The 23439-nt window shown below is 63.0% G+C and carries 22 protein-coding genes; 10 read left to right on the plus strand and 12 right to left on the minus strand.

Going from position 1 to position 23439, the window contains the following annotated elements; all coding sequences use genetic code 11:
* Positions 1–136 precede the first annotated feature (136 nt).
* The 9 genes from V6767_RS03815 to V6767_RS03855 all read right to left on the minus strand — a co-directional run bounded on the left by V6767_RS03815 (position 137) and on the right by V6767_RS03855 (position 9704).
* The gene (locus tag V6767_RS03815) at positions 137–1156 is read right to left on the minus strand and encodes an oligopeptide/dipeptide ABC transporter ATP-binding protein (RefSeq protein WP_448472219.1); all 1020 of its coding nucleotides are present in this window, start codon (positions 1154–1156) and stop codon (positions 137–139) included.
* Positions 1153–2154 carry an oligopeptide/dipeptide ABC transporter ATP-binding protein gene (locus V6767_RS03820; protein ID WP_448472220.1) on the minus strand — a complete coding sequence of 334 codons (1002 nt, stop codon included), beginning with the start codon at positions 2152–2154 and terminating at the stop codon, positions 1153–1155. Before V6767_RS03820 ends, V6767_RS03815 begins: the two co-directional genes overlap by 4 nt.
* A 1-nt stretch (position 2155) precedes the next feature.
* Complete coding sequence (locus V6767_RS03825; RefSeq protein ID WP_200337496.1) at positions 2156–3082, minus strand: ABC transporter permease subunit; 927 nt, start codon at positions 3080–3082, stop codon at positions 2156–2158.
* 3 nt (positions 3083–3085) lie between these two features.
* The gene (oppB, locus tag V6767_RS03830) at positions 3086–4012 is read right to left on the minus strand and encodes an oligopeptide ABC transporter permease OppB (protein WP_200337497.1); all 927 of its coding nucleotides are present in this window, start codon (positions 4010–4012) and stop codon (positions 3086–3088) included.
* A gap of 137 nt (positions 4013–4149) precedes the next feature.
* A complete protein-coding gene (locus tag V6767_RS03835; protein ID WP_448472221.1) occupies positions 4150–5757 on the minus strand; it encodes a peptide ABC transporter substrate-binding protein in 1608 nt (535 codons plus the stop codon).
* Positions 5758–6075: 318 nt separating this feature from the next.
* The gene (locus tag V6767_RS03840) at positions 6076–6840 is read right to left on the minus strand and encodes an SDR family NAD(P)-dependent oxidoreductase (protein ID WP_448472222.1); all 765 of its coding nucleotides are present in this window, start codon (positions 6838–6840) and stop codon (positions 6076–6078) included.
* Positions 6841–6850: 10 nt separating this feature from the next.
* Positions 6851–8161 (minus strand): histidinol dehydrogenase, encoded by a 1311-nt coding sequence (gene hisD, locus V6767_RS03845; RefSeq protein ID WP_448472223.1) that lies wholly within the window; start codon positions 8159–8161, stop codon positions 6851–6853.
* Between the two features lie 39 nt (positions 8162–8200).
* The gene (locus V6767_RS03850) at positions 8201–9571 is read right to left on the minus strand and encodes an amidase (protein WP_448472224.1); all 1371 of its coding nucleotides are present in this window, start codon (positions 9569–9571) and stop codon (positions 8201–8203) included.
* On the minus strand, positions 9561–9704 hold the full coding sequence (locus V6767_RS03855; protein ID WP_448472225.1) for a hypothetical protein: 144 nt from the start codon (positions 9702–9704) through the stop codon (positions 9561–9563). The genes V6767_RS03850 and V6767_RS03855 overlap by 11 nt, the downstream gene beginning before the upstream one ends.
* Positions 9705–9901: 197 nt before the next feature.
* Here V6767_RS03855 and V6767_RS03860 point away from each other — a divergent pair, with 197 nt between their 5' ends.
* From V6767_RS03860 to hisD (V6767_RS03905), 10 genes are all read left to right on the plus strand, one after another.
* Complete coding sequence (locus tag V6767_RS03860; protein ID WP_448472226.1) at positions 9902–11080, plus strand: ester cyclase; 1179 nt, start codon at positions 9902–9904, stop codon at positions 11078–11080.
* A 60-nt stretch (positions 11081–11140) separates the two neighbouring features.
* Positions 11141–12376, plus strand: a complete 1236-nt coding sequence (locus V6767_RS03865; RefSeq protein ID WP_448472227.1) for an ABC transporter substrate-binding protein — start codon at positions 11141–11143, stop codon at positions 12374–12376.
* A 62-nt stretch (positions 12377–12438) separates the two neighbouring features.
* Complete coding sequence (locus V6767_RS03870) at positions 12439–13473, plus strand: carbohydrate ABC transporter permease (protein WP_448472228.1); 1035 nt, start codon at positions 12439–12441, stop codon at positions 13471–13473.
* Positions 13470–14348 carry a carbohydrate ABC transporter permease gene (locus tag V6767_RS03875; protein ID WP_448472229.1) on the plus strand — a complete coding sequence of 293 codons (879 nt, stop codon included), beginning with the start codon at positions 13470–13472 and terminating at the stop codon, positions 14346–14348. Before V6767_RS03870 ends, V6767_RS03875 begins: the two co-directional genes overlap by 4 nt.
* 3 nt (positions 14349–14351) lie before the next feature.
* Positions 14352–15410: an ABC transporter ATP-binding protein gene (locus tag V6767_RS03880; RefSeq protein ID WP_448472230.1), complete on the plus strand. Its 1059-nt coding sequence runs from the start codon at positions 14352–14354 to the stop codon at positions 15408–15410.
* Positions 15411–15462: 52 nt separating this feature from the next.
* Positions 15463–16461 carry a LacI family DNA-binding transcriptional regulator gene (locus V6767_RS03885; protein ID WP_448472231.1) on the plus strand — a complete coding sequence of 333 codons (999 nt, stop codon included), beginning with the start codon at positions 15463–15465 and terminating at the stop codon, positions 16459–16461.
* A gap of 173 nt (positions 16462–16634) precedes the next feature.
* Positions 16635–17594, plus strand: a complete 960-nt coding sequence (locus V6767_RS03890) for a cupin domain-containing protein (RefSeq protein WP_448472232.1) — start codon at positions 16635–16637, stop codon at positions 17592–17594.
* A 2-nt stretch (positions 17595–17596) separates the two neighbouring features.
* On the plus strand, positions 17597–18283 hold the full coding sequence (locus V6767_RS03895; protein WP_448472233.1) for an alpha/beta fold hydrolase: 687 nt from the start codon (positions 17597–17599) through the stop codon (positions 18281–18283).
* Complete coding sequence (locus tag V6767_RS03900) at positions 18271–18972, plus strand: RraA family protein (RefSeq protein ID WP_448472234.1); 702 nt, start codon at positions 18271–18273, stop codon at positions 18970–18972. Before V6767_RS03895 ends, V6767_RS03900 begins: the two co-directional genes overlap by 13 nt.
* Before the next feature lie 10 nt (positions 18973–18982).
* The gene (hisD, locus tag V6767_RS03905) at positions 18983–20269 is read left to right on the plus strand and encodes a histidinol dehydrogenase (RefSeq protein ID WP_448472235.1); all 1287 of its coding nucleotides are present in this window, start codon (positions 18983–18985) and stop codon (positions 20267–20269) included.
* A 457-nt stretch (positions 20270–20726) separates the two neighbouring features.
* Here the strand turns inward: hisD (V6767_RS03905) and V6767_RS03910 are convergent, their stop codons facing one another.
* Genes V6767_RS03910 through V6767_RS03920 form a run of 3 tightly spaced genes read right to left on the minus strand, consistent with a single transcriptional unit; the run spans position 20727 to position 23438 of the window.
* Positions 20727–21611, minus strand: coding sequence for a MurR/RpiR family transcriptional regulator (locus V6767_RS03910; RefSeq protein WP_448472236.1), 885 nt, complete (start codon positions 21609–21611; stop codon positions 20727–20729).
* Between the two features lie 13 nt (positions 21612–21624).
* Positions 21625–22665, minus strand: coding sequence for an ABC transporter ATP-binding protein (locus V6767_RS03915; protein ID WP_448472237.1), 1041 nt, complete (start codon positions 22663–22665; stop codon positions 21625–21627).
* Entirely contained in the window at positions 22662–23438 is a 777-nt protein-coding gene (locus V6767_RS03920; protein WP_448472238.1) for a glycerophosphodiester phosphodiesterase family protein, read from the minus strand. The genes V6767_RS03915 and V6767_RS03920 overlap by 4 nt, the downstream gene beginning before the upstream one ends.
* Position 23439: the final 1 nt, after the last annotated feature.

Consider the following 23439-nt stretch of genomic DNA (forward strand, 5'->3'; position numbering starts at 1 on the left):
AGGTTAGTGGGGCAAAAGTCCCATCTTATCGCTGGATTGTGATCGGGGCGGTTTCCGGTGCCAAGCAAAAGTGGAGGGCAAGGCCTCTGACCGCCTCTCGATGCTCAACGACAAACAGCGGCTCCGGTGAACTTGATCAGGCGCCCGCGTTCTCCGTCGCCGGCCCCGGATGGTGGCAGGCGAAACTGTGCTGAGGGTCCCCGCTCGGATCCGTGCGCAGCGCCGGGACCTCGCTCGCGCATATCGCGGTCGCGCGGGGGCAACGGGTGCGGAAAACGCAGCCTGACGGCGGATTGAGCGGGCTCGGCAGATCACCTTCCAGCGGCACGGCCTTCTTGTTGCGTTCGATCTCGGGATCGGGGATGGGCACGGCGGAAAGCAGGGCCTGCGTATAGGGATGCTGCGGTGATGCGTACAACACGTCGCTCGGCGCCACTTCCATCACCCGCCCGAGATAGAGCACCATGATCCGCGTCGAAATATGTTTCACCACAGACAGGTCATGGGCGATGAACATCAGCGCAAGACCCAGCTCGCGCTGCAACTCCATCAACAGGTTGATGACCTGCGCCTGGATCGACACGTCAAGCGCGGAGACCGGTTCATCGCAGATGATCAGTTTCGGACGCACGATCAAAGCGCGGGCAATGCCGATACGCTGGCACTGGCCGCCGGAGAACTCATGCGGATACCGGTTGATCTGGTTCGGCAGAAGGCCCACGCGGCTCATCATCTCCTGCACCCGTTCGCGGACCTCTTCCTTTGCCATGCCCTTCTGGTGGGTGATGAGCGGTTCCGCGATGATATCGCCGACCTTCATGCGCGGGTTGAGGCTTGCCAGGGGATCCTGAAAGATCATCTGGATATCGCTGCGATATTTCAGCATTTCGCGGGCGGACAGGTCCAGCAGGTTCGTCCGGCCGTTCCACAGCGCCTGGCCTGTTGCCGGCACCATGCGGATGATGGCGCGCGCCAGCGTCGACTTGCCGCAGCCGGATTCGCCGACAATGCCCAATGTCTCGCCCGGACGAAGCTCGAAGCTGACGCCATTGACGGCATGCAGGGACAAAGGCTTGTGCCAGGGCATGCTGCCCCTGCGGTGAATATCGAAGGTGACGCGGACATCGTCCGCTTTCAGCAGAACATCACCCGTCATTGGACATCTCCCTTGGCTTCGATCTCACCGCCGGTCACCTCGGCGATCGGCCTGTTGCAGGCGCGCAATCTGCCAGGGGCGAATTCGGTCAGCGGGTCGAGATGGTCCAGACAGTCCTCTCCGGCAAAATCACAGCGCGGCGCGAACGGACAGCCTTGCTGAAGGCGCGCCATGTTGGGCGGGTTGCCCGGAATGGAACGGAGCACATCGTCATTGCGGTCGACGCGCGGGATGGAGCCGATAAGCCCGCGCGTATAGGGGTGGGTCGCATTTTTGAACAACGCATCGACCGGCCCCTTTTCCATGACCTGCCCGCCATACATCACCATAGCCCGTTCGGCCGCGCCGGCAACCACGCCAAGATCATGGGTGATCAGGATCAGCGCCATGCCAAAATCGCGCTGAAGATCGGAAAGCAGCCGCATGATCTGGGCCTGAACGGTGACGTCGAGCGCGGTCGTCGGCTCGTCGGCAATCAGCACTTCGGGGCGACAAAGCAGCGCCATGGCGATCATCACGCGCTGACGCATGCCGCCGGAAAACTCGTGCGGAAAGAGATTAACGCGCGATTTCGCATCGGGAATGCGCACGGCATCCAGCATGCGCACGCTTTCGGCGATCGCGGCGCGTTTCGACATGCCCTTGTGGAGCTGCAGCACTTCCGCCATCTGCTCGGAAACCCGCATATAGGGGTTCAGCGAGGTCATCGGGTCCTGGAAGATGATCGCCATGCGGTTGGCGCGGATGGGGTTGATGACCTTCGGCGGGGCGTTGAGGATTTCGGTTCCGTCGAACTTGACCGAGCCGGTGGCCTCGCCGTTGGCGGCCAGAAGACCCATCATCGCGAACACCGTCTGGCTCTTGCCCGATCCGCTCTCGCCGACGATCGCCAGCGTCTCGCCGCGATCAAGGGTGAAGTCGACGCCGCGCACGGCGAAGACAGGGCCGGAATTGGTCGTGAACCGGATATCCAGATTGGAAACGTCGAGAAGCGCCATGTCAGCGATCCTTCGGGTCTAGCGCATCGCGCAGGCCGTCGCCCAGAAAGAAGAACGAAAACAGCGTGACGATGAAGAAGAAGAGCGGAAAGATGAGCTGCCAGAGCGTACCGTAATTCATCGTCGCAGCGCCTTGGGAAATCAGTGCGCCAAGACTGGTCAGCGGTTCCTGGACGCCGAGCCCGAGGAAGGAGATAAAGCTCTCCGACAGGATCATGCCCGGCACCAGCAATGTCGCATAGACGATGACGACGCCCAGAAGGTTGGGCACGACATGGCGGCGGATAATGGTGCTGGAGGCAACGCCCGTCGCCCGTGCGGCCTCGACATATTCGCGGCCCTTCAGAGACAATGTCTGGCCGCGGACGATGCGGCTCATGTCGAGCCAGGACAAAAGCCCGATGCCGACGAAAAGCAGCACGATCGACCGGCCGAACATGACCAGCAGCAGAATCAGGACGAACATGTAGGGAATGGCGAGCAGGATATCGACGGTGCGCATCATCACGTTGTCGATCCGGCCGCCGAGAAATCCCGAGGCCGCGCCATAGATCGTGCCGACGATCACCGCGATCGACGCGCCGATAAGGCCGACAGCCAGTGAGATCTGTGTGCCAAGCACCGTTCGGGCAAAAAGATCGCGGCCGAGATCGTCGGTGCCGAAATAGTGCCCGTTGGCGAATGAAGGCGCGCCTTCGCGCACGATGTCGCCCATCACCATGAAGTCGATCTCGTCGATCGACCAGCGGGCGATGAACGGACCGAAGACGGCAAAGGCTATCACGAAGATCAGCAGACAGAGCCCGATAACGGCCTGCCTGTTCTTGAAGAACCGCACGCGGGCGTCCGCCCAGGGAGAACGCCCTTTCTCCGCTTCATCGGCCATCGCCTCGGACAGGCTTTGAATCTTCTCTCTTTCAATCAGCATGGCTCAATACCTGATTTTCGGGTCGATCCAGGCGTAAAGGATATCGACAAAAAGATTGAAGGCGATGGTCAGCGCGCCAAGCAGAATGGTGATCCCCATCATCACGGCGTAATCGCGGTTAAGCGCGGATTCGACGAAGAACTTGCCGATGCCGCCGGTCGAGAAATACATGTCGATCACCACCGAACCGGTGATCATGCCGACAAAGGCAGGCCCGAGATAGGAAATGACCGGCAGCAGAGACGGTTTCAGCGCATGTTTCATGACCACCCGGCGCATCGGCAGCCCCTTGGCCTTCGCCGTGCGAATGTGGTTGGAATTCAAGACTTCCAGCATGGATGAACGGGTAATGCGGGCCAGCGACGCCATATAGGATGTCGAAAGGGCGATCACCGGCATCACCATATAGGCCGGGTGACCGAGGCCCTCCCAGCCGCCGCCCGGCAACCAGCGCAGCCACAGCGTGAAGATCAGCACGAGGATCGGCGCCATGACGAAATTCGGCAGGACCTGCGCGCCGACCGAGATGCCGACGGCCAGGCTGTCCAGCCAGCTATTGTGCCTGACGGCCGCAACCACGCCCAGCGTGACTCCGACAAGCACCGCCACGATTGCCGACAGCAACCCATAGGTCAGCGTTACGGGAAAGCCCTGCGCGATGATCGAGTTCACCGTCTGGTCCGGATAGACGAATGACGGGCCGAAATCGAACCGGGAAACGATGCCCCAGACATAATCGACTAGCTGCTGCCACAGCGGCTGGTCGAGTCCGTATTTGGCGTTGATATTCGCCAGCACCTGCGGCGGCAGGGCGCGCTCGGAGGAGAACGGTCCGCCCGGAGCGGCGTGCATCAGAAAGAAAGAGAAGACAATCAGCAGCAGGATTGTCGGGATCGCCACAAACAGGCGCTTGATGATGTAACCGGTCATGATCGGTCTGGCTCGGCCTTTTGGTCCGGTCTACCGCTGCGGACATCTTGTTATCAAAGCGCGCGCGGATCCGGACGAAACGGAGGATTCAGCCTCGCGGGCGGTCAATTCGCCGCCCGCGAAGCCGGTTTCAGACCTTAGTCGGCTACGCGATAGAGGTCTTTCGCGTACCAGTTCTGCAACACGTTCTCGACCGGAAGACCCTTCAGATCAGCCGGGACCATGACCGGCGTCGAATAGAAGTAGATCGGGGCCAGCGGCATTTCCTCGGCGAGAATCTGTTCGGCCTTGTCGTAGTCGGTGGACGGGTTTTCCGCCGTCAGCGATGCCTTCATCGCGGCATCGTAGTCGGGATCGGAGAACCCGCCATAATTCATGCCGCCGGTGCGGAAATAGTCGAGATAGGTGGAGGCTTCGTCATAGTCGCCGCACCATGCGTAGCGGCCGATATCGAAATTGTAATTCTTGAGATTGTCGAGATAGACCTTCCACTCGGTGTTGTTGAGCGTGACGTTGACGCCGATGGCCTTCCAGAACTGCTGGGCGGCGATCGCGATTTTCTTGTGGTCGTCAGAGGTATTGTAGGAAAGGGTCAGCTCCAGCGGATTGCTCTTGTCGTAGCCTGCTTCCTTGAGCAGCTCGACCGCCTTCGCATTGCGCTCTTCCTGCGACCATTGCGAATAATCAGTCACCGGCGGCTTGAAATCGGCGGTGGCGTAATAGGTCCAGCTATAGGCAGGCTTCTGGCCGCCGCGGGTGATATTGTTGACGATGATGTCGCGGTTCAGCGCATAGGACAGCGCCTTGCGCACGCGAACATCCTTCAAGGCTTCCGGCCCCTTGTCGGAAACATTGAACAGATAGGCATAGGTGCACGAGCGCGGCACGGCATGCGTCTGGTCCGGATATTCTTCCTTCAGGCGCGGAAACTGGCCGGACGGCAGTTCGATATAGTCCAGTTCACCGGCCAGATAGCGCGTCAAAGCCGCGTTCTTGTCGTTGATTGCCTGGAAGTGGATGCTGTCGATGACGGTATTGTCATTGTCCCAGTAGTTTTCGTTGCGCTCAAGCGTCAGGTCCTGACCGAGCTTGTCTTCAACAAGCTTGTAGGCGCCATTGCCAACCATATTGCCCGGCAGGGTCCACTGGTCGCCATATTCCTCGACAACGGCCTTGTTGACCGGGAAGGTCGACGTATGGGTCAGCATCTTCACGAAGAAGGGAATCGGGCTTTCAAGCGTGACTTCCAGAGTGTGGTCATCAACGGCCTTGACGCCCAGCTCGGACGGCTCCACCTCGCCTGCAATGATCTTCGAGGCGTTCTTCACGTTCATCAGTTCTTCGTACCAGGCATAGGTCGAACCGGTCGCCGGATCGGCGAGGCGCTGCCAGGCGTAGACAAAATCGTCAGCCGTCACCGGATCGCCGTTCGACCATTTTGCCTCGGGGCGAAGATGGAAGGTGTAGACGGTCTGATCCTCGGAAACCTCGTAATCGGTCGCAACGCCGGGCACCAGATTGCCGGCATTGTCCTGATTGTAGAGACCCTCGAAAAGCTGACGGGCCACATGCGAGCCTTCGACCGCGCTGTTGAGCTGCGGATCCTTGGTCTTGATCGCATCGAGCAGCCAATAATTGAGGTTCTGGTTATCAGCCAGTTTTTCGTCCGGCTGTGGATTTGCCGCCAAGGCAGGCGCGGCCATGACAAGCGCGAGGCAGGCGGAAAGCAGAAGTTTCTTTTTCATGTGGGTCGTCTCCCTGTTTGTGAAAAGTGCGTCGCACCAAGGGGGTCAGAGATCGTAACGGGTTCAGACATAAGCTAAACGCCGTTTCAGGAGACAATAGGCTGCCTGTACCGCTCCACGCAAGCAAAAGTGCGTTGCACAAGCTGTTATGATTTCTCAGCAATTATTAGAAATCCTTGAGAACGCGGGTATTTCGTCATGCTAGCGCTAGTTGGGTTCAGTCCGGCAGAGCGGCAGCTTTCTCTAATCATTGACCATAAAAAATACCCAATGCCTGCTCCCTCTTTGAACGTTGCATTCGGTTGGTTCCGATCAGCCTCACTCGGCCGTCCAGCCGCCGTCGATCATCAAGGCGCTGCCGGTGATCAGCGACGCGGCGTCGGAGGCGAGGAAGGTGACGGCGCCCATGACGTCCTCGACCTCGCCGATGCGCCCGAGCTTGATCTTGTCCTCGACCCATTTCAGCCGCTCGGGATTGGCGAAGGTCTGTTCGGCAAGCGGCGTTCGGATGAAGGTGGGGCAGATGGTGTTGACGCGAATGCCGTGGCTGCCCCACTCGATCGCCATCGATTTGGTGAAGCCTTCGACCGCGTGCTTGGTGGCGCTGTAGACTGCGCGGTCGATGCCGCCGACATGGGCCATCTGCGAGGAGATGTTGATGAGCGAGCCGGGCCGACCGACCGCGATCAATTTGGCGGCGACAGCGCGGGTCAGGAAATAGGCGCCGCGCAGATTGATGCCGGTGGTCAGGTCGAAATCCGCAAGCGAGGTCTGAAGCGCCGGCGAGTGGCGTGCAATGCCCGCGCTGTTGACGAGAATGTCGAAGGGTTCGCTCTCGCCGATCCGCTCCTCCGTCTCCTCGACATTCTGCACATCGAGCGCCATCGCCCGCGCCGCGTAACCCGCCTCCGCAAACGCGGAAACGACTTCGCCCAGCCGGTCCTCCGACCGCGCTGCGAGCGTGACGCGCGCGCCGGCCTCGGCAAGAGCGGAGGCGGCGGCAAGGCCGATGCCGGAGGAAGCGCCGACCACGAGGGCGGCGCGGCCGTCCAGCCGGAACGAGGGTGTGTGGGGAAGCTTCATGATCCAGACCTCACTCAGCCGCCGTGCCATAGGCAACATTGCGCCCGCCATATCGGCGCACGCGGATATTGGCCTGCTCGGCATGGCCGACAAAGCCCTCCAGCATGCAAAGCCGCGAGCAATAGGCGCCGATATTGGCCGCCGCCTCGTCGGTCAGAACCTTCTGGTAGGAATGGGTCTTGAGGAACTTGCCGACCCACAGCCCGCCGGTGTAGCGCCCCGCCCGCCGCGTCGGCAGCGTGTGGTTGGTGCCGATCACCTTGTCGCCATTGGCGACATTGGTGCGGGGGCCGAGAAACAGCGCGCCATAGGAGCGCATGTTTTCGAGGAACCAGTCGTCGCGGTCGGTCATCACCTGCACGTGCTCGGATGCGATCTCCTCGGAGACCTGCAGCATTTCCTCATAGGTGTCGCAGACGATCACCTCACCGTAATCCGCCCAGCTTTTTGCCGCGGTTTCGGCCGTGGGCAGGATCTTCAGCAAACGATCGATTTCTGCAAGCGTTGCCTCGGCGAGCTTCATCGAATTGGTCACCAGCACCGCCGGCGAATTATAGCCATGCTCGGCCTGGCCCAGAAGATCGGTCGCGCAGAGTTCGCCGTCGACGGTGTCATCGGCAATCACCATGGTCTCCGTAGGCCCGGCGAACAGGTCGATCCCCACCCGGCCGAAAAGCTGGCGCTTGGCCTCGGCCACATAGGCATTGCCGGGCCCGACCAGCATATGCACCGGATCGATCGTCTCGGTTCCGATCGCGAGCGCGCCCACCGCCTGAATGCCGCCCAGCACGTAGATCTCGTGCGCGCCGCCAAGATGCATCGCCGCGATCACCGCCGGATTGGGCTCGCCCCTGAAGGGCGGCGTTGCGGCCGCGATGCGCGGCACGCCCGCGACGGAGGCGGTCGCGACCGACATATGCGCGGACGCCACCATCGGGAACTTGCCGCCAGGCACATAGCAGCCCACCGACTGGACCGGTAGGTTGCGATGGCCGAGGATGACGCCCGGCATGGTCTCGATCTCGATGTCGAGCATCGAATCCCGCTGGGCCTTAGCAAACCCCCGCACCTGCGCCTGGGCAAACTTGATGTCCTCCATGTCGCGCGTCGAAACCCGGTTCATCAGCGCCTCGATCTCCGAGGACGTCAGACGGAAGGCGGAGGGCGTATAGTTGTCGAACTTCTCCGACAGTTCGCGCACGGCCGCATCGCCCCGCTGTTCGATGTCCTTGAGGATGCCCTCGACGGTGCTGCGCACCTTGAGGTCATCGTCGGAACGCTCGGTCTCGGGCTTGCCTCGCTTGATATGGGTGATCGTCATGGAACGTCTCTCTTTCGTCGGTAAAGTGCGCCGCGATTGTCAGATTTCTGCGTGTTCGCGACCGGAAAGGTCATTATTTTCGGCCGGCACGGGACACATCAGCGGCAGGCTGGCCAGTTCCAGCGCCCCGGCTATCCGGATGAGCATGCGCTCCTGCCCGAAGCCGCCCACAAGCTGGGCACCGAGCGGAAGACCGGTGTCGCCGAGGCCGCAGGGCAACGAAATTGCCGGGTGGCCGCTCATGTTGAAGGGCATGGTCCGCATCGGCGTCCAGACCGGACCATCGCGAAAATCGGTGAAAGCAGGCGCGGGTCCGAGCGTTGTCGGTGTCAGCAGCGCCGCAAATGTCTGCAATGCCTCATCGACCCGAAGACGGAACCCGGCCGCGACCGATTGCGCCGCTGCAACGTGCTCATCTGTCAGCAACGCGCCGGTGAGCAGGTTGCGCCGCGCATCGACGCCATAGGCCTCGTAATTGCGGCCAAGGCCCTCCTTGTGCACGGCAAGCGCCTCGGCCTGCAGGATCACGGTGGCCGCGTCCTCGAGCGGCTGATAATCCGGCAGATCGACCAAGTTGATCCGCGCGCCGAGCATCGAAAGCCTTCCGGCGGCATCGTCCAGCGCAGACAGCACGGCGGCATCGGTATGCGGATCATCGGCAAACCAGTCGCGGGCATAGCCGATGACGAGCCCGGCAATGTCCTGTCTCGGCGCCACCGGCGCAAAGCCGGGAATGAGCCGCTCGAGCACGAACGCCACGTCGTCGACAGAAGCCCCGATCGGGCCGACGACATCAAGGCTCCGCGACAGCGGAAAGCATCCGCGATCGGACACAAGGCCACGCGTCGGCTTCAGCCCGACAACGCCGCAATAGGCGGCCGGCGCGCGCACCGAGCCGCCGGTATCCGTGCCGAGCGCTACCCGCATCAGGCCGCCGGCCACCGCCGCCGCCGAGCCCGAGGAGGAGCCGCCGGTGATATGGTCGGTGTTCCATGGGTTGCGTGCCGGTGGGTTCGGCTGGTCATAGGCAGGGCCGGTCAGCGCGTATTCATAGGTCGCGAGCTTGGCCACGGGGATCATGCCCGCCCGGCGCAGCGTGGCCACTACGGCGGCATCCTCGGCGGGCATCTCGTTATGGGCATGGGAGCCGCAGCGGGTCGGCTGGCCGGCGACATCAATGATATCCTTGACGCCGAAGACGAGCCCGGCAAACGGCGGACGGTCCTCGGGCGCCATTGCGTCGAGATGCTCGGCCTCGGCATGAGCAGTCTCCGACAGGTGGACGATCGACTTGAGGGCGCCGTCCCGCCGCGCGATGCGCTCAAGGGCGGCCTCGACCAACGCCGACGCGGTCAGTTTGCCCGCCGCCAGCATCGCCGCCTGCTGCCTCAATGTCAGGTCAAGCGGCATCGACTTTACCTTTGGCGAGCTTTTTGCCGATCAGAGCCAGATGTTTGGCCTGGCCGAAGGCGGCCCTGGCGTCCTCTTCAGGCGCCTTTATGCCCAAAGCCTTGAGTCGGTCGAGAAAGCTTCCGAAGTCCATGCCTGGCATCCGTTTTGAATATGATTGCATAGGCTAAATATCAGATAAATAACCATTATGAAAAGATAATTGCGTCAAAATATGCAAAAATTTTGCATAAGTATGCATTATTTGGTTGATAGAAAGGGAAATTTCGATCACTATAACTGCAAGCGTATGCAAATGAAATACCGCCGATCGGCGTAAAGAGGACAGATATGGGTTCCGAAGACAAGACCACAGCGATCACCAAGAATGCCAAGCCGCAGCGTGGCGACGGGCCCCATGAGGGGCGCGTCATGCAGGTTGAGCGCTCGGACTTCACCGACCTGGTGCCCGAGGGCCGGGCCCCGGTGCAGGGCATGGATGGCTTCGATCCCTGCTATTCGGATATCGTCGACTACATCATCCGCTGCACCCACAAGATCTGGGACGAGCGCGATGTCGGTCTGATCTACACCCATTACACCCACAATATCGTGCTCTACACCCCGCTGGCCAACATCTACAACCGGGAAGCCGTGGTGCGGGACACGATCCAGCGCCTGGCCTCCCTGCCGGAACGCCACGGCATGGCGACCCATGTGGTCTGGAACGGCGATGACAAGGACGGCTTCTACACCTCGCACCTCGTCACCGGCTCGGGCCGCTACACCCAGAACGGGCAGTACGGCCCCGCCAATGGCCGCCCCTTCGTTTCGCGCACGATCGCCGATTGCATGATCCACCGCAACAAGATCTATCGCGAATGGGTGGTGTCCGACCAGATGGCGATCATCCGCCAGCTCGGGATCGACCCGCAGCCCTATGCGGAAAAGATCGCTGCAGCCAAGCTGGCGCAGGGTCTGACCCAGCTCGATATCGGCGAGGTCGGGCTGATGCTCGGCCAGTATCCGCCGGCGGAAGAGGCGAACCTCGACATCGCCAACAATGATATCGAGCGCACCACGCTTTCCTGGCTGCATGACGTCTTCAATCGCAAGATGTTCGGCCGGATCCGCGACGTCTACGCGCCGACCGTGATGTATCACGGACCGCTGATGAAGGAGCTTTACGGCACCGCCTCGGTCACGCACCAGACGCTAGGCCTCGTCGCCAGCATTCCCGATGCCGTGTTCGTCCCGCAGCATATCTGCTCCACGCCCTGCATCGAGGGCGGCACCAAGGTGGCCGTGCGCTGGGTGATGGAAGGCCATCATCTCGGCTACGGTGCGCTGGAAAGCCTCGGCGATCCGACCGGCAAACATATCCGGTTGATGGGCATGTCCCACTACCACTACAAGAACGGCCGGATCGTTGATGAGTGGACCGTTTACGACGAACTTTCCATGCTGGTGCAGATCAAGCTTGCCCAGATGGCCGACAAGGCTTCGGCAACCGCCGAGGCGGCCGAATAATCATCATCAACCCAGAAGATGATCTGCGATCAACGCAGGCGCGAACCAACGGAGTGTGGAATGAAAACCCTGACTTTGACCACGGCAGCCCTGGCACTCGTCCTCGGTGCGGGGGCGGCCCATGCGGGATGCGGGATTGAAGGCGGCAGCGTCCGCATCCTGGCGAATGACTTCGATGCCATCGGTACCGTTCTGGAAGGCGCCGAGGCCTGTGCCGGTGATGGCGTGACCGTCGAGGTCAACATGACCACCGAACACAAGTCGATCCAGGTGCCGGCGCTCACGGTCAATCCGGCGCAGTACACCGTGGCGGTGGTCGCCAACAACTCGATCGTGCCGCTGCTCAACGACGATCTGATCCGCCCGATGGATGATCTGGTCGAAAAATACGGCCAGCAGCTCCAGCCGTCCCAGCTCGTCAAGGTTGACGGCAAGGTCATGGGCATTGCCTTCATGGTGAACGGCCAGAACCTCTATATCCGGGGCGACATCCTGGAAGAGGCAGGCCTTGAGCAGCCGACCACCATGGAGGGCATCCTGGAGGCCGCGAAGGTGATCCGCGAGAAGGGGATCATGGACTATCCGCTGGCCGCCGCCGACCAGGCCGGATGGTATCTCGGCAATGAATTCGTCAACACCTATCTCGGCCTTGGCGGCGAATTCTTCGAGCCGGGCTCGGCCGAACCCGCGATCGATGGCGAGGCCGGGCTGAAGACGCTGGAAATCATGAAGGCGCTTACCGAATATATGGGCCCGGAATACATGACCTACACCTCCAACGAGTTGAAGGCGATGTATCTCGCTGGCGAGGTCGCGATCATGAACCAGTGGGCCTCCATGGTGAACGGCCATATCGACCCGAAGGGCCCTGCGCCGGAAATCGGCGAGGCCACCATCCTCGCCCCCGCGCCGACCGTCGGCGGCGGCGACATTCCGGCGGCGGCCCTCTGGTGGGACGGCTTCGCGATCGCCAAGAACATTTCGGATGAAGATGCCGAAGCCTCGTTCATTGCCATGATGAACGGCATCCGCCCGGAAGTCGCGGCGGAAAACCCCGCGGGCGCCGCCTGGCTGATGGCCGGCTTCAGCCCGCCGCCAACAGCCGAGGCGATCCTCGCCAACGCGGCGAACGGCGCCCAGGCCTATCCGATGTCGCCCTATATGGGGCTGATGCACACCGCGCTTGGCGCCGAACTGCCGGACTTCATGCAGGGCAAGGAATCCGCCGAGCAGGCACTGGCCGATGTCGAGGCCGCCTATCGCGCCGCCGCCCGGGAAGCCGGCTTCCTGAACTGATATTGCGTCGTCGCGGCCCCGTCCGATAATGGCGGGGCCGCATCACGTTCCGGGGTAACCTCATGCGCCATCGAGATTTCGCCGCCTTCATCCTGCCGTCGGCGTTTGCAATGCTGCTGTTCATCGCGCTGCCGATCGTCTCGGTCGCGGTCCAGTCGCTGTTCGTCGAACACGATCAGGTGCTGATTTCGGTTGAAAACTGCGGCCCCTTCGGCTGCAAGGAAGAGACCCGCGTCGACACCTCGGCGACCGCCGCGTTGCGGGATGCCGAGCCGCTCGGCAAGTTCAACGGGCTCGGCACCTATTTCAACCGCTCGCATCTGGCGGTCGACGAGGTCGGCGCGATCCTCGCCGACAATAGCGGGTTCGGCGATATTGTCGCGCGGATCTATAATCTTCCCTTCTACAAGGCGCTGAGCTTCACGCTGATCTACACCTTCCTGGTGACGCCGCTTGCGATCCTGTTCGGCTTCGCGGTCGCGCTCGGGGTCAACATGACGCCGCGCTTCTATCGCGGACCGGTGATCTTCCTGTCGCTGCTGCCCTATATCGTGACGCCGCTGCTCGGTTCGCTGATCCTGTTCTGGATGATCAATTCCGACGGCATCATCGGCGCCACGCTGCAATTCCTGTTCCAGGACCCCGAGCTCTCGTTGAAGGCGAGCCCGTTCCTCACCTGGGTCACGCTGATCGTCTACGGCACCTGGCACATGACGCCCTTCGCCTTCGTGGTGTTCTATGCCGGCCTGCAGACCCTGCCGCAGGATACGCTGGAATCGGCGATGATCGACGGCGCCAACCGGTTCGAACGCATCCGCTATGTGGTCGTCCCGCACCTCGTGCCGCTCGCGACCTTTGTCGGCCTCGTTCTGCTGATGGATAATTTCCGGGTGTTCGAGCCGATCATCGGGTTTTCGTCGGAGGCCAACGCCACCTCGCTCTCCTGGCTGATCTACAACGATCTCACCGGCCAGGTCGACCAGCTGTTCGGCTCGGCCGCCGCCACCTCGATCCTGACCATGATCGGCGTCGTCATTCTCCTCAGCCCCGTCCTGGTGCGGACCTGGCGCGAATTCAACAGAAAGGCCCGGGCATGAACGGCACGATCGGATATTCCCGCCCGCTTGCGATCTTCACCTCGGCGATCCTGCTCATCTGGCTCATCATGGCCGCCTTCCCGTTCATCTGGACGGTCTGGGGTTCTTTCAAGGTCGAAGCGGATTTCTTCAGCCGGGTCTCGTTCTGGAACGCGATCTTCGGCCCGGCGACCGAGCGCCAGACCGGCAGCACCTTCACGCTTGACGGCTATCGCGGCGCCTGGGTGGAACGCCAGTTCTACGTCTCGGTGCTCAACACCGCGATCGTGACGGTCTGCGTCACCTCGATCTCGCTCCTGTTCGGCACGCTCGGCGGCTATGCGCTGTCGCGCTCGACGCGAAAATACACGTTCTGGATCCTGATCGCGGCGCTGGTGTTCCGCGCCATGCCGCATATCACCCTGGTCTCGGGCTTCCTGCTGCCGTTCTTCGAGCTCAACATCTGGGGCTACCTGCCGACCGCGATCATCGTGCTGGTCGCCATCAACCAGCCCTTCACCATCTGGATGCTGCATTCCTTCTTCCTCTCGATCCCGAAAGACCTCGACGAAAGCGCGATGGTGGACGGCTGCACGCGGTTCCAGGCCTTCCGGCTGGCGATCATGCCGGTGATGTGGCCGGGCGTGATCACCACCGGCCTGTTCAGCTTCCTGCTCGCCTATAACGACTTCTCGGTCACGGCGCTGCTCTTGAACCAGCACAACCAGACCATGGTGCCCAAGATCAATTCCTTCCTCGGAACGGTGCAGACCGAGGGCACCATCATGTATGCGGTCGCCGCCACCGTTTCGGCCACCGTTCCGCTGTTCATTCTCGTGATGTTCTTCCAACGCCAGATCGTCAGCGGGCTCACCGCCGGCGCCGTCAAGGGTTAGACCATGGCCGAAATCCACCTGAAAAACGTTTCCAAGCGCTGGGGCCGCGTCGTCGGCGTCGACAATTTCGACCTGAAGATCGCCGACCGCGAATTCCTGGTCCTGCTCGGCCCCTCCGGCTGCGGCAAGACCACGACCATGCGGATGATCGCCGGGCTCGAGACCGTCACCGATGGCGAGGTGATCATCGGCGGACGCGTCGTCAACCGGCTGGAGCCGAAGGACCGCGACATCGCCATGGTGTTCCAGAGCTACGGTCTCTATCCCAACCTCTCGGTCTACGAGAACATCCGCTTTCCGCTGAAGGTGCGCAAGGCGCCCAAGGCCGAGCATCATGATCGGGTGATGCGGGCGGCCGAGATGGTCGACCTGACCCAGCTTCTCGACCGCCGCCCGGCCGAGCTTTCCGGCGGCCAGCGCCAGCGCGTGGCCCTTGCCCGCGCGATCGTGCGCAAGCCGACCGTGTTTCTGATGGACGAGCCGCTGTCGAACCTCGATGCCAAGCTGCGCGTTTCCACGCGCGCAGAGATCAAGAACCTGCAATATCAGCTGAAGACCACGACAATCTACGTGACCCACGACCAGATCGAGGCAATGACCCTTGCCGACCGGGTGGTGGTGATGAACAAGGGCGTGATCCAGCAGGTCGGCTCGCCGACCGAGATCTACGATTTTCCCGCCAACACCTTCGTCGCCTCCTTCATCGGGTCGCCGGCCATGAACCTTGTTGACGGCGCGATTGAAAACGGCGTGTTTTCGGCGCAAAACATCAAGGTCGCGGGGTTTCCGGAGCGCCTTTCCGGCCCGATCACCCTCGGCTTCCGCGCCGAGGACGCCGAGATGACCGACGGCCCGGCCGAGCTTCAGGCAGAGATCTTCGCGCTCGAGCTTCTGGGCGATGCCTCGATGGTGGCCGTGGAGGTCGGCGGCGACCTCGTCAACCTCAAGGCCGCCAAGGATTTCCGCGCCGAGATCGGCACGCCGCTTTCCGCCCGCATCCCGCGCGCCGCCTGCCATCTCTTCGATGCGACCACAGGCGAACGGCTGCAGCTTGAGGGGTGACAGAAACTGCACCTCACTGTAGGGAGAATGAGGAGCAAGCCCGGAGAACAGCGTGAACAGCAAACAGGTCACATCCGTTGACGTCGCCCGACGCGCCGGCGTCAGCCAGTCAGCCGTGTCACGCTTTTTCACGCCCGGCGCCTCGGTCTCAAAGAAGACCGCCGAGAAGATCCGGATCGCAGCCGAGGAGCTTGGCTACCGCCCGAATGTGCTGGCCCGCGCGATGATTACCGGCAAGAGCCGGATCATCGGCGTCGTGGTCTATTATTTCGAAAACCAGTTCTATCCCGAAGCCGTCGAGAAACTGTCGATCGCGCTGCAGGAAAACGGTTACCACGTGCTCCTGTTCATGGCCTCCAGCACGATCGGCGATGTCGAGCCGGTGATCCAGGAAATCCTGTCCTATCAGGTAGATGGCCTGATCATGGTGTCGGTTTCTCTGTCCTCCACACTTGCCGAGCGCTGCCGCGACCACGGCATTCCGGTTCTGTTGTTCAACCGCGAACAGCCCGCCGACCGGCTGCGCGCCGTCACCAGCGACAATTACCAGGGCGGGCGCATGGCCGCGCAACTGCTGCTGAAGGGAGAGCCGAAGCGAATTGCCCACCTGGCAGGTTTCGGAGGCGCCTCCACCCAGATCGATCGCGAGGCCGGCTTTCTGGCGGCGCTGAAGGATGCCGGCCGAGATCTCCATTCCCGCGCGGACGGCAATTTCCACTATGTCGAGGCGAGCGACGCCGCGCGCGAGCTCTTCGATGTCGCCGAACCGCCGGATGCCCTCTTCGTCAGCGACGATCATATGGCGATCGCGGCGCTCGACGTCATCCGGCTGGAATTCAATTTGAGGGTGCCGGAAGACGTCGCCGTCGTCGGCTTCGACGATATACCGCAGGCGGCCTGGCCCTCATTCAACCTGTCCACCATCCGTCAGCCGATCAACCAGATGGTGTCGACCGCCGTTGCCGAACTGATCGACGCGATCGACGGCAACCAGGATGTCCGCAAGATCCGCATCCCGCCCGTCCCGATCGTGCGCGGCACCACGCGGTAACGGCCCTCAGCGGCGCAGGACGAGCCGTCCCGAGAGCCGCGACCCCGCACCCTCCGAATTTTTTGCATTCCTATGCAAAATTCCTTGCCTCTCTTGACGATTCCTAGTATTGCAATCGTATGCAATTTTATGCCTGAAAGGCTGGCAGCCCTGGCTGCCGGGAAAGGAATACCATGATCGACATGCAAGCCCGGATCGTCCGCTATGGCGAGCTCGTCCCCTGCAAGACCGCCTTCATCGACGCCCACACGCCCGGCTCGAACCAGAAGGAGAACTTCACGATCATCGGCGGCGGCGTATCGGAATCGCCGGACCAGCACGTCCATATTAAGGATACGCCCGGCTTCAACATCGGTGCCGCCGGCCAGCCGCCGAAATGCCGCAACTCGCTTCATTCGCACCGCACGGCGGAGGTGTTCTTCGTGCTGAAGGGCCGCTGGCGGTTTTTCTGGGGCCGCTGGGGCAATGCCGGCGAGGTGGTGCTGGAGGAAGGCGATATCTTCAACATTCCGACCGGCATCTTCCGCGGATTTGAAAACATCGGCACCGATTACGGGATGATCATGGCGATCCTCGGCGGCAATGATGCCGGCGGCGGCGTCATCTGGGCGCCGCAGGTGATCGAGGACGCCCGAGACCACGGGCTGGTTCTCGGCAGAAACGGCAAGCTCTATGACAGCAAGAAAGGGCAGAAGCTGCCCGATGGCGTCACGCCCATGCCGCTCCTGACCGATGAAGAACTCAGGGCCTTCCCCGAGCCGACAACTTCCGAGGTGATCCCCGGCTATGTCGCGCGCTACTGGGACCTGATGGCGCTTGCCGACCGGCATCCGGCGAAGGTGATTGGCGAACATGGCGCGCTGCGCGACCGGCCCGGCTTCGAGGTCGATTTCCTCAACCACAACTCCGCCCGCGACGAGGTGATCGGCTCCGATCGCAACGACGTGCTGATGATCATGCGCGGCCACTGGCGGCTGACATGGGATGGCGGCGAGGCCATTCTCGCGCCGGGCGACACCTGCGCCGTGCCGCCGAACCTCGACTACCGGCTGGTGCCATCGATGACCGGCGAGGCGAGCCTCTACCGGGTGCGCGACACCGACGATCCGGCCGGCGCAACCTGGAGAGACTGAAGGTGACGCTGCCGCTGGTTTTCCTGCCCGGAATGATGTGCGACGCGCGCCTGTTTTCGCCGCAGATCGCGTCGCTTTCGGCGCGGCGCACGATCATCTGCGCGGCGCTTTCCGGCGAGCGGTCGATGGCTGAGATGGCGGATCGCGTGCTCGGCGAACTGCCGCCCCGGTTTGCGCTGGCGGGCCTTTCCATGGGCGGCATTCTGGCGATGGAAATGATCCGGCAGCAACCGGCCCGCATCGAGCGGCTGGCGCTGATGGCCACCAATCCGCTTGCCGAACAACCGAAGGTGAAAGCCGGACGGGAGCCGCAAATCGAGCGGGCGAAAACGGGCGCGCTTGCGGCGATGATGGAGGACACCTTCATCCCCCGCTATCTCGCGCGGCCAGACCCTGAACTTGCAGCACTCTGCCGCGACATGGCGATGGCGGCCGGGCCCGAGACCTTCATCAGCCAGTCGGAGGCGCTGCGCGACCGGCCGGACCAGTGCGAGACGCTGCGCGCCGTGAGTTGCCCGGTCCTCATCCTTTCCGGCGACGAGGATCGGCTCTGCCCACCAGAGCGACACGCGCTCATGAAGGACCTCATGCCGCATGCCGTGCGGATATCATTGCCCGGCATCGGCCATCTCCCAACCCTCGAAGCCCCCGAAGAAACAACGAAGGCACTGACCGCATGGCTGACCTGACCCCGGACCTCCTGACGCTGCTGAAAAGCGTCGATACCCCCACGGTCTGCAACGCGATCGAGGTGATCGAAGGCAAGCGCGGCTTCGACCGCTTCACCCGCGGCACGCTCATGGCAAGCGACCCGGCAGGCGTTCTGGTGGGCCAGGCCCGCACCGCGCGCATCTCCGCGCTCGCCCCTTCGCCCGAAGCGCCGGAAAAGGTGCGCGCCCGGCGCATGGATTACTACCGCCACATGGCAGACGGCGACGGTCCGCGCATTGCCGTGGTCGAGGATATCGATGGTGCTGCCGCAATCGGCGCGTTCTGGGGTGAGGTCAACACCACGGTCCACAAAGGGCTCGGCCTTTGCGGCGCGCTCACCAATGGTGTGATGCGCGATCTCGGCGATCTGGCGCCTGACTTTCCGGTGCTCGCAGGCTCTGTCGGCCCATCCCACGGCTTCGTGCACGTGACCGAGGTCGCGGTTCCGGTCACCGTTTTCGGCCTGACGGTTGCGCCCGGCGACTGGATCCATGCCGACCGCCACGGCGCGGTGGTGATCCCGGACGGTTATCTTGCCGGCCTTGCCGCGGCGATCGGCAAACTTCACGCAAGCGAGGCGATCATTCTTGAGGCCGCCCGCGCACCCGATTTCGATTTTGCCAAATTCGAGGCGGCATGGGCCGCTTTCGAGGCGGCACGCACCTGAAAGAAAGATCATGAGCAGATTACCGATCCCCGAGACCGTCACCTTTATCAAGGCTCCGGGCCGAGACGCCGCCGCCGACAATGCGCCGGTGGAAAAGCTGGTTGCCGAGGTCATTGCCCGCGTTGAAAGCGAGGGCGATGCGGCCGTCGCCGAGTACTCGGCCCGGTTCGACAAGGCCGAACTTTCCCGCTTCGAGGTGACCGCCGAGGAGCGCGAACGGGCGCTCTCCCGCCTCGATCCGCAAACCCGCGCCGACACCGAATTCGCGATTTCCAATGTGCGCGCCTTTGCCGAGGCGCAGCTCGGCTCGATGTCGGAAATCGAGATCGAGATCCGCCCCGGCGTCCATCTCGGTCATCGCAACATTCCGCTGGAACGGGTCGGCTGCTATGTGCCGGGCGGGCGCTATCCGCTGCTGTCGGCGCCGGTGATGTCTATCGTGCCGGCCAAGGTCGCGGGCGTCGGCGAGGTCATCGCCTGCCTGCCGCCGAATGCCCATGAGGCGATGATCGCCGGCTGCCACCTGTCCGGCGCCGACCGGATATTCCGGATCGGCGGCGCGCAGGCGATCGCGGCGATGGCGCTCGGCACCGAGAGCGTGCCGGCCGTCGACAAGATTGTCGGCCCCGGCAATGCCTTCGTCAACGAGGCCAAGCGCCAGATATTCGGCCCCGTCGGCATCGACCAGCTCGCCGGCCCCTCCGAAATCTTCATCCTCGCCGACCACACCGGCGAGGCCGAGATGATCGCGACCGATCTTTTGGCGCAGGCCGAGCACGACACCCGCACCCGCGTCGGCCTGATCACCACCGATGCTGCCCTCGCCGAGGCCGTGCTCGCCGAAGTCGACCGCCAGCTCGAAACTCTGTCGACGGCGGCAACCGCTGGCCAGGCCTGGCGCGACTACGGCGAGATCGCGCTCTGCCCGGACGAGGCGACCATGATCGCCTATTCCGATATCGTCGCCGCCGAGCATCTGCAGGTCCATACCGAGGACGCCAAGGCTTTCGCGAAACGCCTCAGCCATTACGGTTCGCTATTCATCGGCACCAATGCCAGCGTGGTCTATTCCGACAAATGCTGCGGCACCAACCATACCCTGCCGACCATGGGCGCGGGCCGCTATACCGGGGGACTGTGGGTCGGCACCTATATCAAGACGGTGACGCATCAATGGCTTGAAGAGGAAGGCATCCGCCAGGTCGCCCCGCCTGCGGTCCGCCAGTCCGCCTCCGAAGGCCTCGAAGGCCACCGCCGCGCCGCCGCGCTCCGGCTGGAACGGCTGCAGGCGCGCTAGGTGGCAATAAACGTAAACCGGCGCGCGCGTTGCCAACCGGTTCACGGAGCTGGCGGAAACATCGCTTCGCGGAGCCATGCCGCCTGACTATCCCATTGTCTACGACGCCGGAAAGGCCCTTCACGTCGCCGCCAAGGCCTGTGGCGAGGCCGGTTACGGCGGGCATTGGGCGGGGCAAGGTGCGCCGCTTGCGCGCGCCATGCCCGCGGCGGAACTGATGGCGACGCTCGCGCGTGAAATGCGGCTCTGTGAAGCGCCGAGCATCGACGATCGGTGCCATTGTCTATAGCCATTATATAGAGGTTGCCACTATGCACAGCGTGAAGATTGCGGCACGCATATAAATCGGCTGGGAATGTTGATCCCTTATTGGATCCCGGCCTCGCCCGTGCAAGCTGGCCGATCCACCGGATGGGATCGAAAGCCCGAGGCGTTCAGGGCTCTGTCCGCGCAATCTTCAGCCCCAACTGAATGGCGGACCTTCCTCGCGGAAGCGGTCGAACTGTTCGATGGCCTTGATCGACCGGCCATTGTCGATCGCGGCAAGGTCGAGGATCACGGTGTTGGCGATGGTCATCGGCACGACGAGCGATTGCGACTGGCCGAGCGCGCCGCGCGAGACCGTGATGTGATGATCCGGCGGCGGGTTGAACCGGCCGCCGGCGACATCGGTAATGGCGAGCGTCGTTGCGCCGCGGTCGGCCGCCACGGCGCGAATATCGTGCATCAGCGGCGGCGGGCTGCGGAAGGCGAAGAGCCAGAGCACGTCGTCCTCCGCCATGGTCATCAGCGTTTCGCGCATCAGGTTCGGCGTCGCCGTCAGGTCGGTGGCGTTGTAGCCGGAGCGGTTGAGGCGAAGGTTCACCAGGTGGGCGAGCGCGCCGAAGTGGCCAAGGCCGACCACAAAGATACGCCGGCAATCGCGAATGGCTTCCGAAAACCGCCGGATCTGGCCGTCATTGACCGCCTTTCGGGCGGTCTCGAGGGCGGCAATCTCGCTGTCGATGACGGAGGAGACCAGCGCACCCTCATCGGCGCGCAGCAGGCGGGCAGCGACGCGGGCGGCGCCATTGTCGAAATCCTCGCCTTCGTCGACGAGGCTGTTCTGCAGGAAGGTGCGGAACTCGGGATAGCCGTCGAAGCCGAGCCGGCGTGCCAGGCGGACGGCGGAGGAAGGGTGAAGCCCGGCGCGGTTTGAAATCTCGCGGCCGTTTTCAAGCGCCGCCCGCATAGGGTTCTGCATCAACACGTCGAGGAGGCGTGTATCGGCCGCCGTCAGCCGCCCGGCATTGAGCGCCACGAGTTCGCTCAGGTGTTGGGGTATATCGTCTGCTCTGTCCATGTCCTGCCCGGTGTCAGCCTTCCTGAACGGCGAATTCACGGCGCGCGCCGGTCTCACTGTCGAAGAAATGCGCGGCCCTCATGTCGCAGGCGATCCAGCAATCATCGAGATTGGCGGGAAGCGCGCTGCGGTGGGCGGTCAGCGTAACCCGGCCGGCCGGCGTCTCGCAATGGAGCACGACGTCCGAGCCCGTCATTTCGCTCAGGGTGACGCTGGCGGGAAGCGCGGTGCCTGCGGGTTTCGCGCCGACCAGCGTCAGCGCGTCTGAACGCAGGCCGATGGTCAGGTCTGGCGGAATGCCGGCGCTCTTCAGCTCGGCGGCTTCGAGGAAGTTCATTTCCGGTGCGCCGATGAAGGAGGCGACGAAGCGGTTCGCCGGCCGGTCATAGATCGCCTCGGGCGTGTCGAACTGCTGCAGGTGGCCGTCCTTCATCACGGCGATCCGGTCGGCAAGCGACAGCGCCTCGGTCTGGTCGTGGGTAACGTAGATGATCGTGGCCTTCAGCGCCTTGTGCAGTTCCTTGATCTCGCGGCGCATGACGACGCGCAGCGCGTTGTCGAGGTTGGAGAGCGGTTCGTCCATCAGGAAGGTCGATGTCTCGCGGGCGATTGCCCGGCCCATGGCGACGCGCTGGCGCTGGCCGCCGGAAAGGGCCGCGGGCTTGCGGTCGAGATAGGGCTCGAGCTGCAGCGTGCGAGCCACCTCCTCGGCCCTGGCATTGCGCGCCTTCTTCGGCATGCCGCGCAGTTCCAGCCCGAAGGCGATGTTCTCGCGCACCGTCATGTGCGGGTAGAGCGCGTAGTTCTGGAAAATCATCGCGATGTCGCGATCCTGCGGGGCGATGTCGTTGGAACGCTTGCCGCCGAGGATGATGTCGCCCTCGCGGCAGGTCTCAAGCCCCGCGATCAGGCGCAGCAAGGTCGACTTGCCGCAGCCGGAGGGGCCGACGATGACGATGAATTCGCCGGGGGCGATATCCATCGACACGCCGTGCAACACGGTCGGGCCCCGGTCATAGGATTTGCGGATGTTCTTCAGTGTAATGCGGCTCATGGTCTCGTCTCCTGGCGGGCATTACGGATGGAAAGGGCAAGGGTCGGACGGTCGGTGGTGAACACCTTGACGCCGAGATCGAAGGCTTTTTCGATCTGCGGACGGGTGTGTGCGGCCCAGCAGCCGAAGCCGAGGCCGGCCTCTTCCACCATTGCCTTCAGCGCGTTGCTGGCGGTATCGATGTTGACGCCGATTTCGGCGATGCCGCGCAGCCGGGCGATTTCGATCACGCCGCGCGCACCGAGCTGGGTGAGGATCGCGGGCGAGACCAGCCACAGGGCCGGCCGCTCGGTGGTGGCCGCAAGTTCGGTCAGAGTGTCGATTAGGAACGATGAGAAGGTCGCTGTGGCAAGCTTTCCGCCGGCCTCGAGCGCGGCAACGGCCTTTGGCACGAAACCGGGATAGGGGCGTCCGTCATGGCCGGGCTTGATCTCGCAGCGGAAGGCAACCGGGCTTTCGGCGAAGATGGCGCAGAGCTCCTCGACGTAGAGTGGATGGCGGAAGCCAGCGCCGGCGTGGTCGACGACCGCGGCGCGCACCTCGGCGGCCGTCATCGCCGCAATCACGCCGCAGGTGTCGGTGGTGCGGTCGAGCGTTGCATCGTGATGGACGATGATGCGGCCGTCGGCGGTCGGGTGCAGGTCGAACTCGACCTCGTCGACGGCCATGGCCGCCGTCGCGGTGAAACCCGCCCAGGTGCTGTCGCCGAATTCGAGCGTACCGCCGCGATGGGATGCGATGCGTGTCACTGTGGTCTTTCCAGTCATGGTCATG

The organism is Martelella sp. FLE1502 (assembly GCF_053484255.1).

Coding starts and splice junctions, on each gene's coding strand:
- V6767_RS03860 (WP_448472226.1), top strand. CDS start 9,902: ATGGGTTCCGAAGACAAGACCACAGCGATCACCAAGAATGCCAAGCCG.
- V6767_RS03835 (WP_448472221.1), bottom strand. CDS start 5,757: ATGAAAAAGAAACTTCTGCTTTCCGCCTGCCTCGCGCTTGTCATGGCC.
- V6767_RS03815 (WP_448472219.1), bottom strand. CDS start 1,156: ATGACGGGTGATGTTCTGCTGAAAGCGGACGATGTCCGCGTCACCTTC.
- V6767_RS03870 (WP_448472228.1), top strand. CDS start 12,439: ATGCGCCATCGAGATTTCGCCGCCTTCATCCTGCCGTCGGCGTTTGCA.
- oppB (WP_200337497.1), bottom strand. CDS start 4,012: ATGACCGGTTACATCATCAAGCGCCTGTTTGTGGCGATCCCGACAATC.
- V6767_RS03855 (WP_448472225.1), bottom strand. CDS start 9,704: ATGGACTTCGGAAGCTTTCTCGACCGACTCAAGGCTTTGGGCATAAAG.
- V6767_RS03850 (WP_448472224.1), bottom strand. CDS start 9,571: ATGCCGCTTGACCTGACATTGAGGCAGCAGGCGGCGATGCTGGCGGCG.
- hisD (WP_448472223.1), bottom strand. CDS start 8,161: ATGACGATCACCCATATCAAGCGAGGCAAGCCCGAGACCGAGCGTTCC.
- hisD (WP_448472235.1), top strand. CDS start 18,983: ATGAGCAGATTACCGATCCCCGAGACCGTCACCTTTATCAAGGCTCCG.
- V6767_RS03900 (WP_448472234.1), top strand. CDS start 18,271: ATGGCTGACCTGACCCCGGACCTCCTGACGCTGCTGAAAAGCGTCGAT.
- V6767_RS03840 (WP_448472222.1), bottom strand. CDS start 6,840: ATGAAGCTTCCCCACACACCCTCGTTCCGGCTGGACGGCCGCGCCGCC.
- V6767_RS03825 (WP_200337496.1), bottom strand. CDS start 3,082: ATGCTGATTGAAAGAGAGAAGATTCAAAGCCTGTCCGAGGCGATGGCC.
- V6767_RS03820 (WP_448472220.1), bottom strand. CDS start 2,154: ATGGCGCTTCTCGACGTTTCCAATCTGGATATCCGGTTCACGACCAAT.
- V6767_RS03915 (WP_448472237.1), bottom strand. CDS start 22,665: ATGAGCCGCATTACACTGAAGAACATCCGCAAATCCTATGACCGGGGC.
- V6767_RS03875 (WP_448472229.1), top strand. CDS start 13,470: ATGAACGGCACGATCGGATATTCCCGCCCGCTTGCGATCTTCACCTCG.
- V6767_RS03880 (WP_448472230.1), top strand. CDS start 14,352: ATGGCCGAAATCCACCTGAAAAACGTTTCCAAGCGCTGGGGCCGCGTC.
- V6767_RS03910 (WP_448472236.1), bottom strand. CDS start 21,611: ATGGACAGAGCAGACGATATACCCCAACACCTGAGCGAACTCGTGGCG.
- V6767_RS03890 (WP_448472232.1), top strand. CDS start 16,635: ATGATCGACATGCAAGCCCGGATCGTCCGCTATGGCGAGCTCGTCCCC.
- V6767_RS03865 (WP_448472227.1), top strand. CDS start 11,141: ATGAAAACCCTGACTTTGACCACGGCAGCCCTGGCACTCGTCCTCGGT.
- V6767_RS03920 (WP_448472238.1), bottom strand. CDS start 23,438: ATGACCATGACTGGAAAGACCACAGTGACACGCATCGCATCCCATCGC.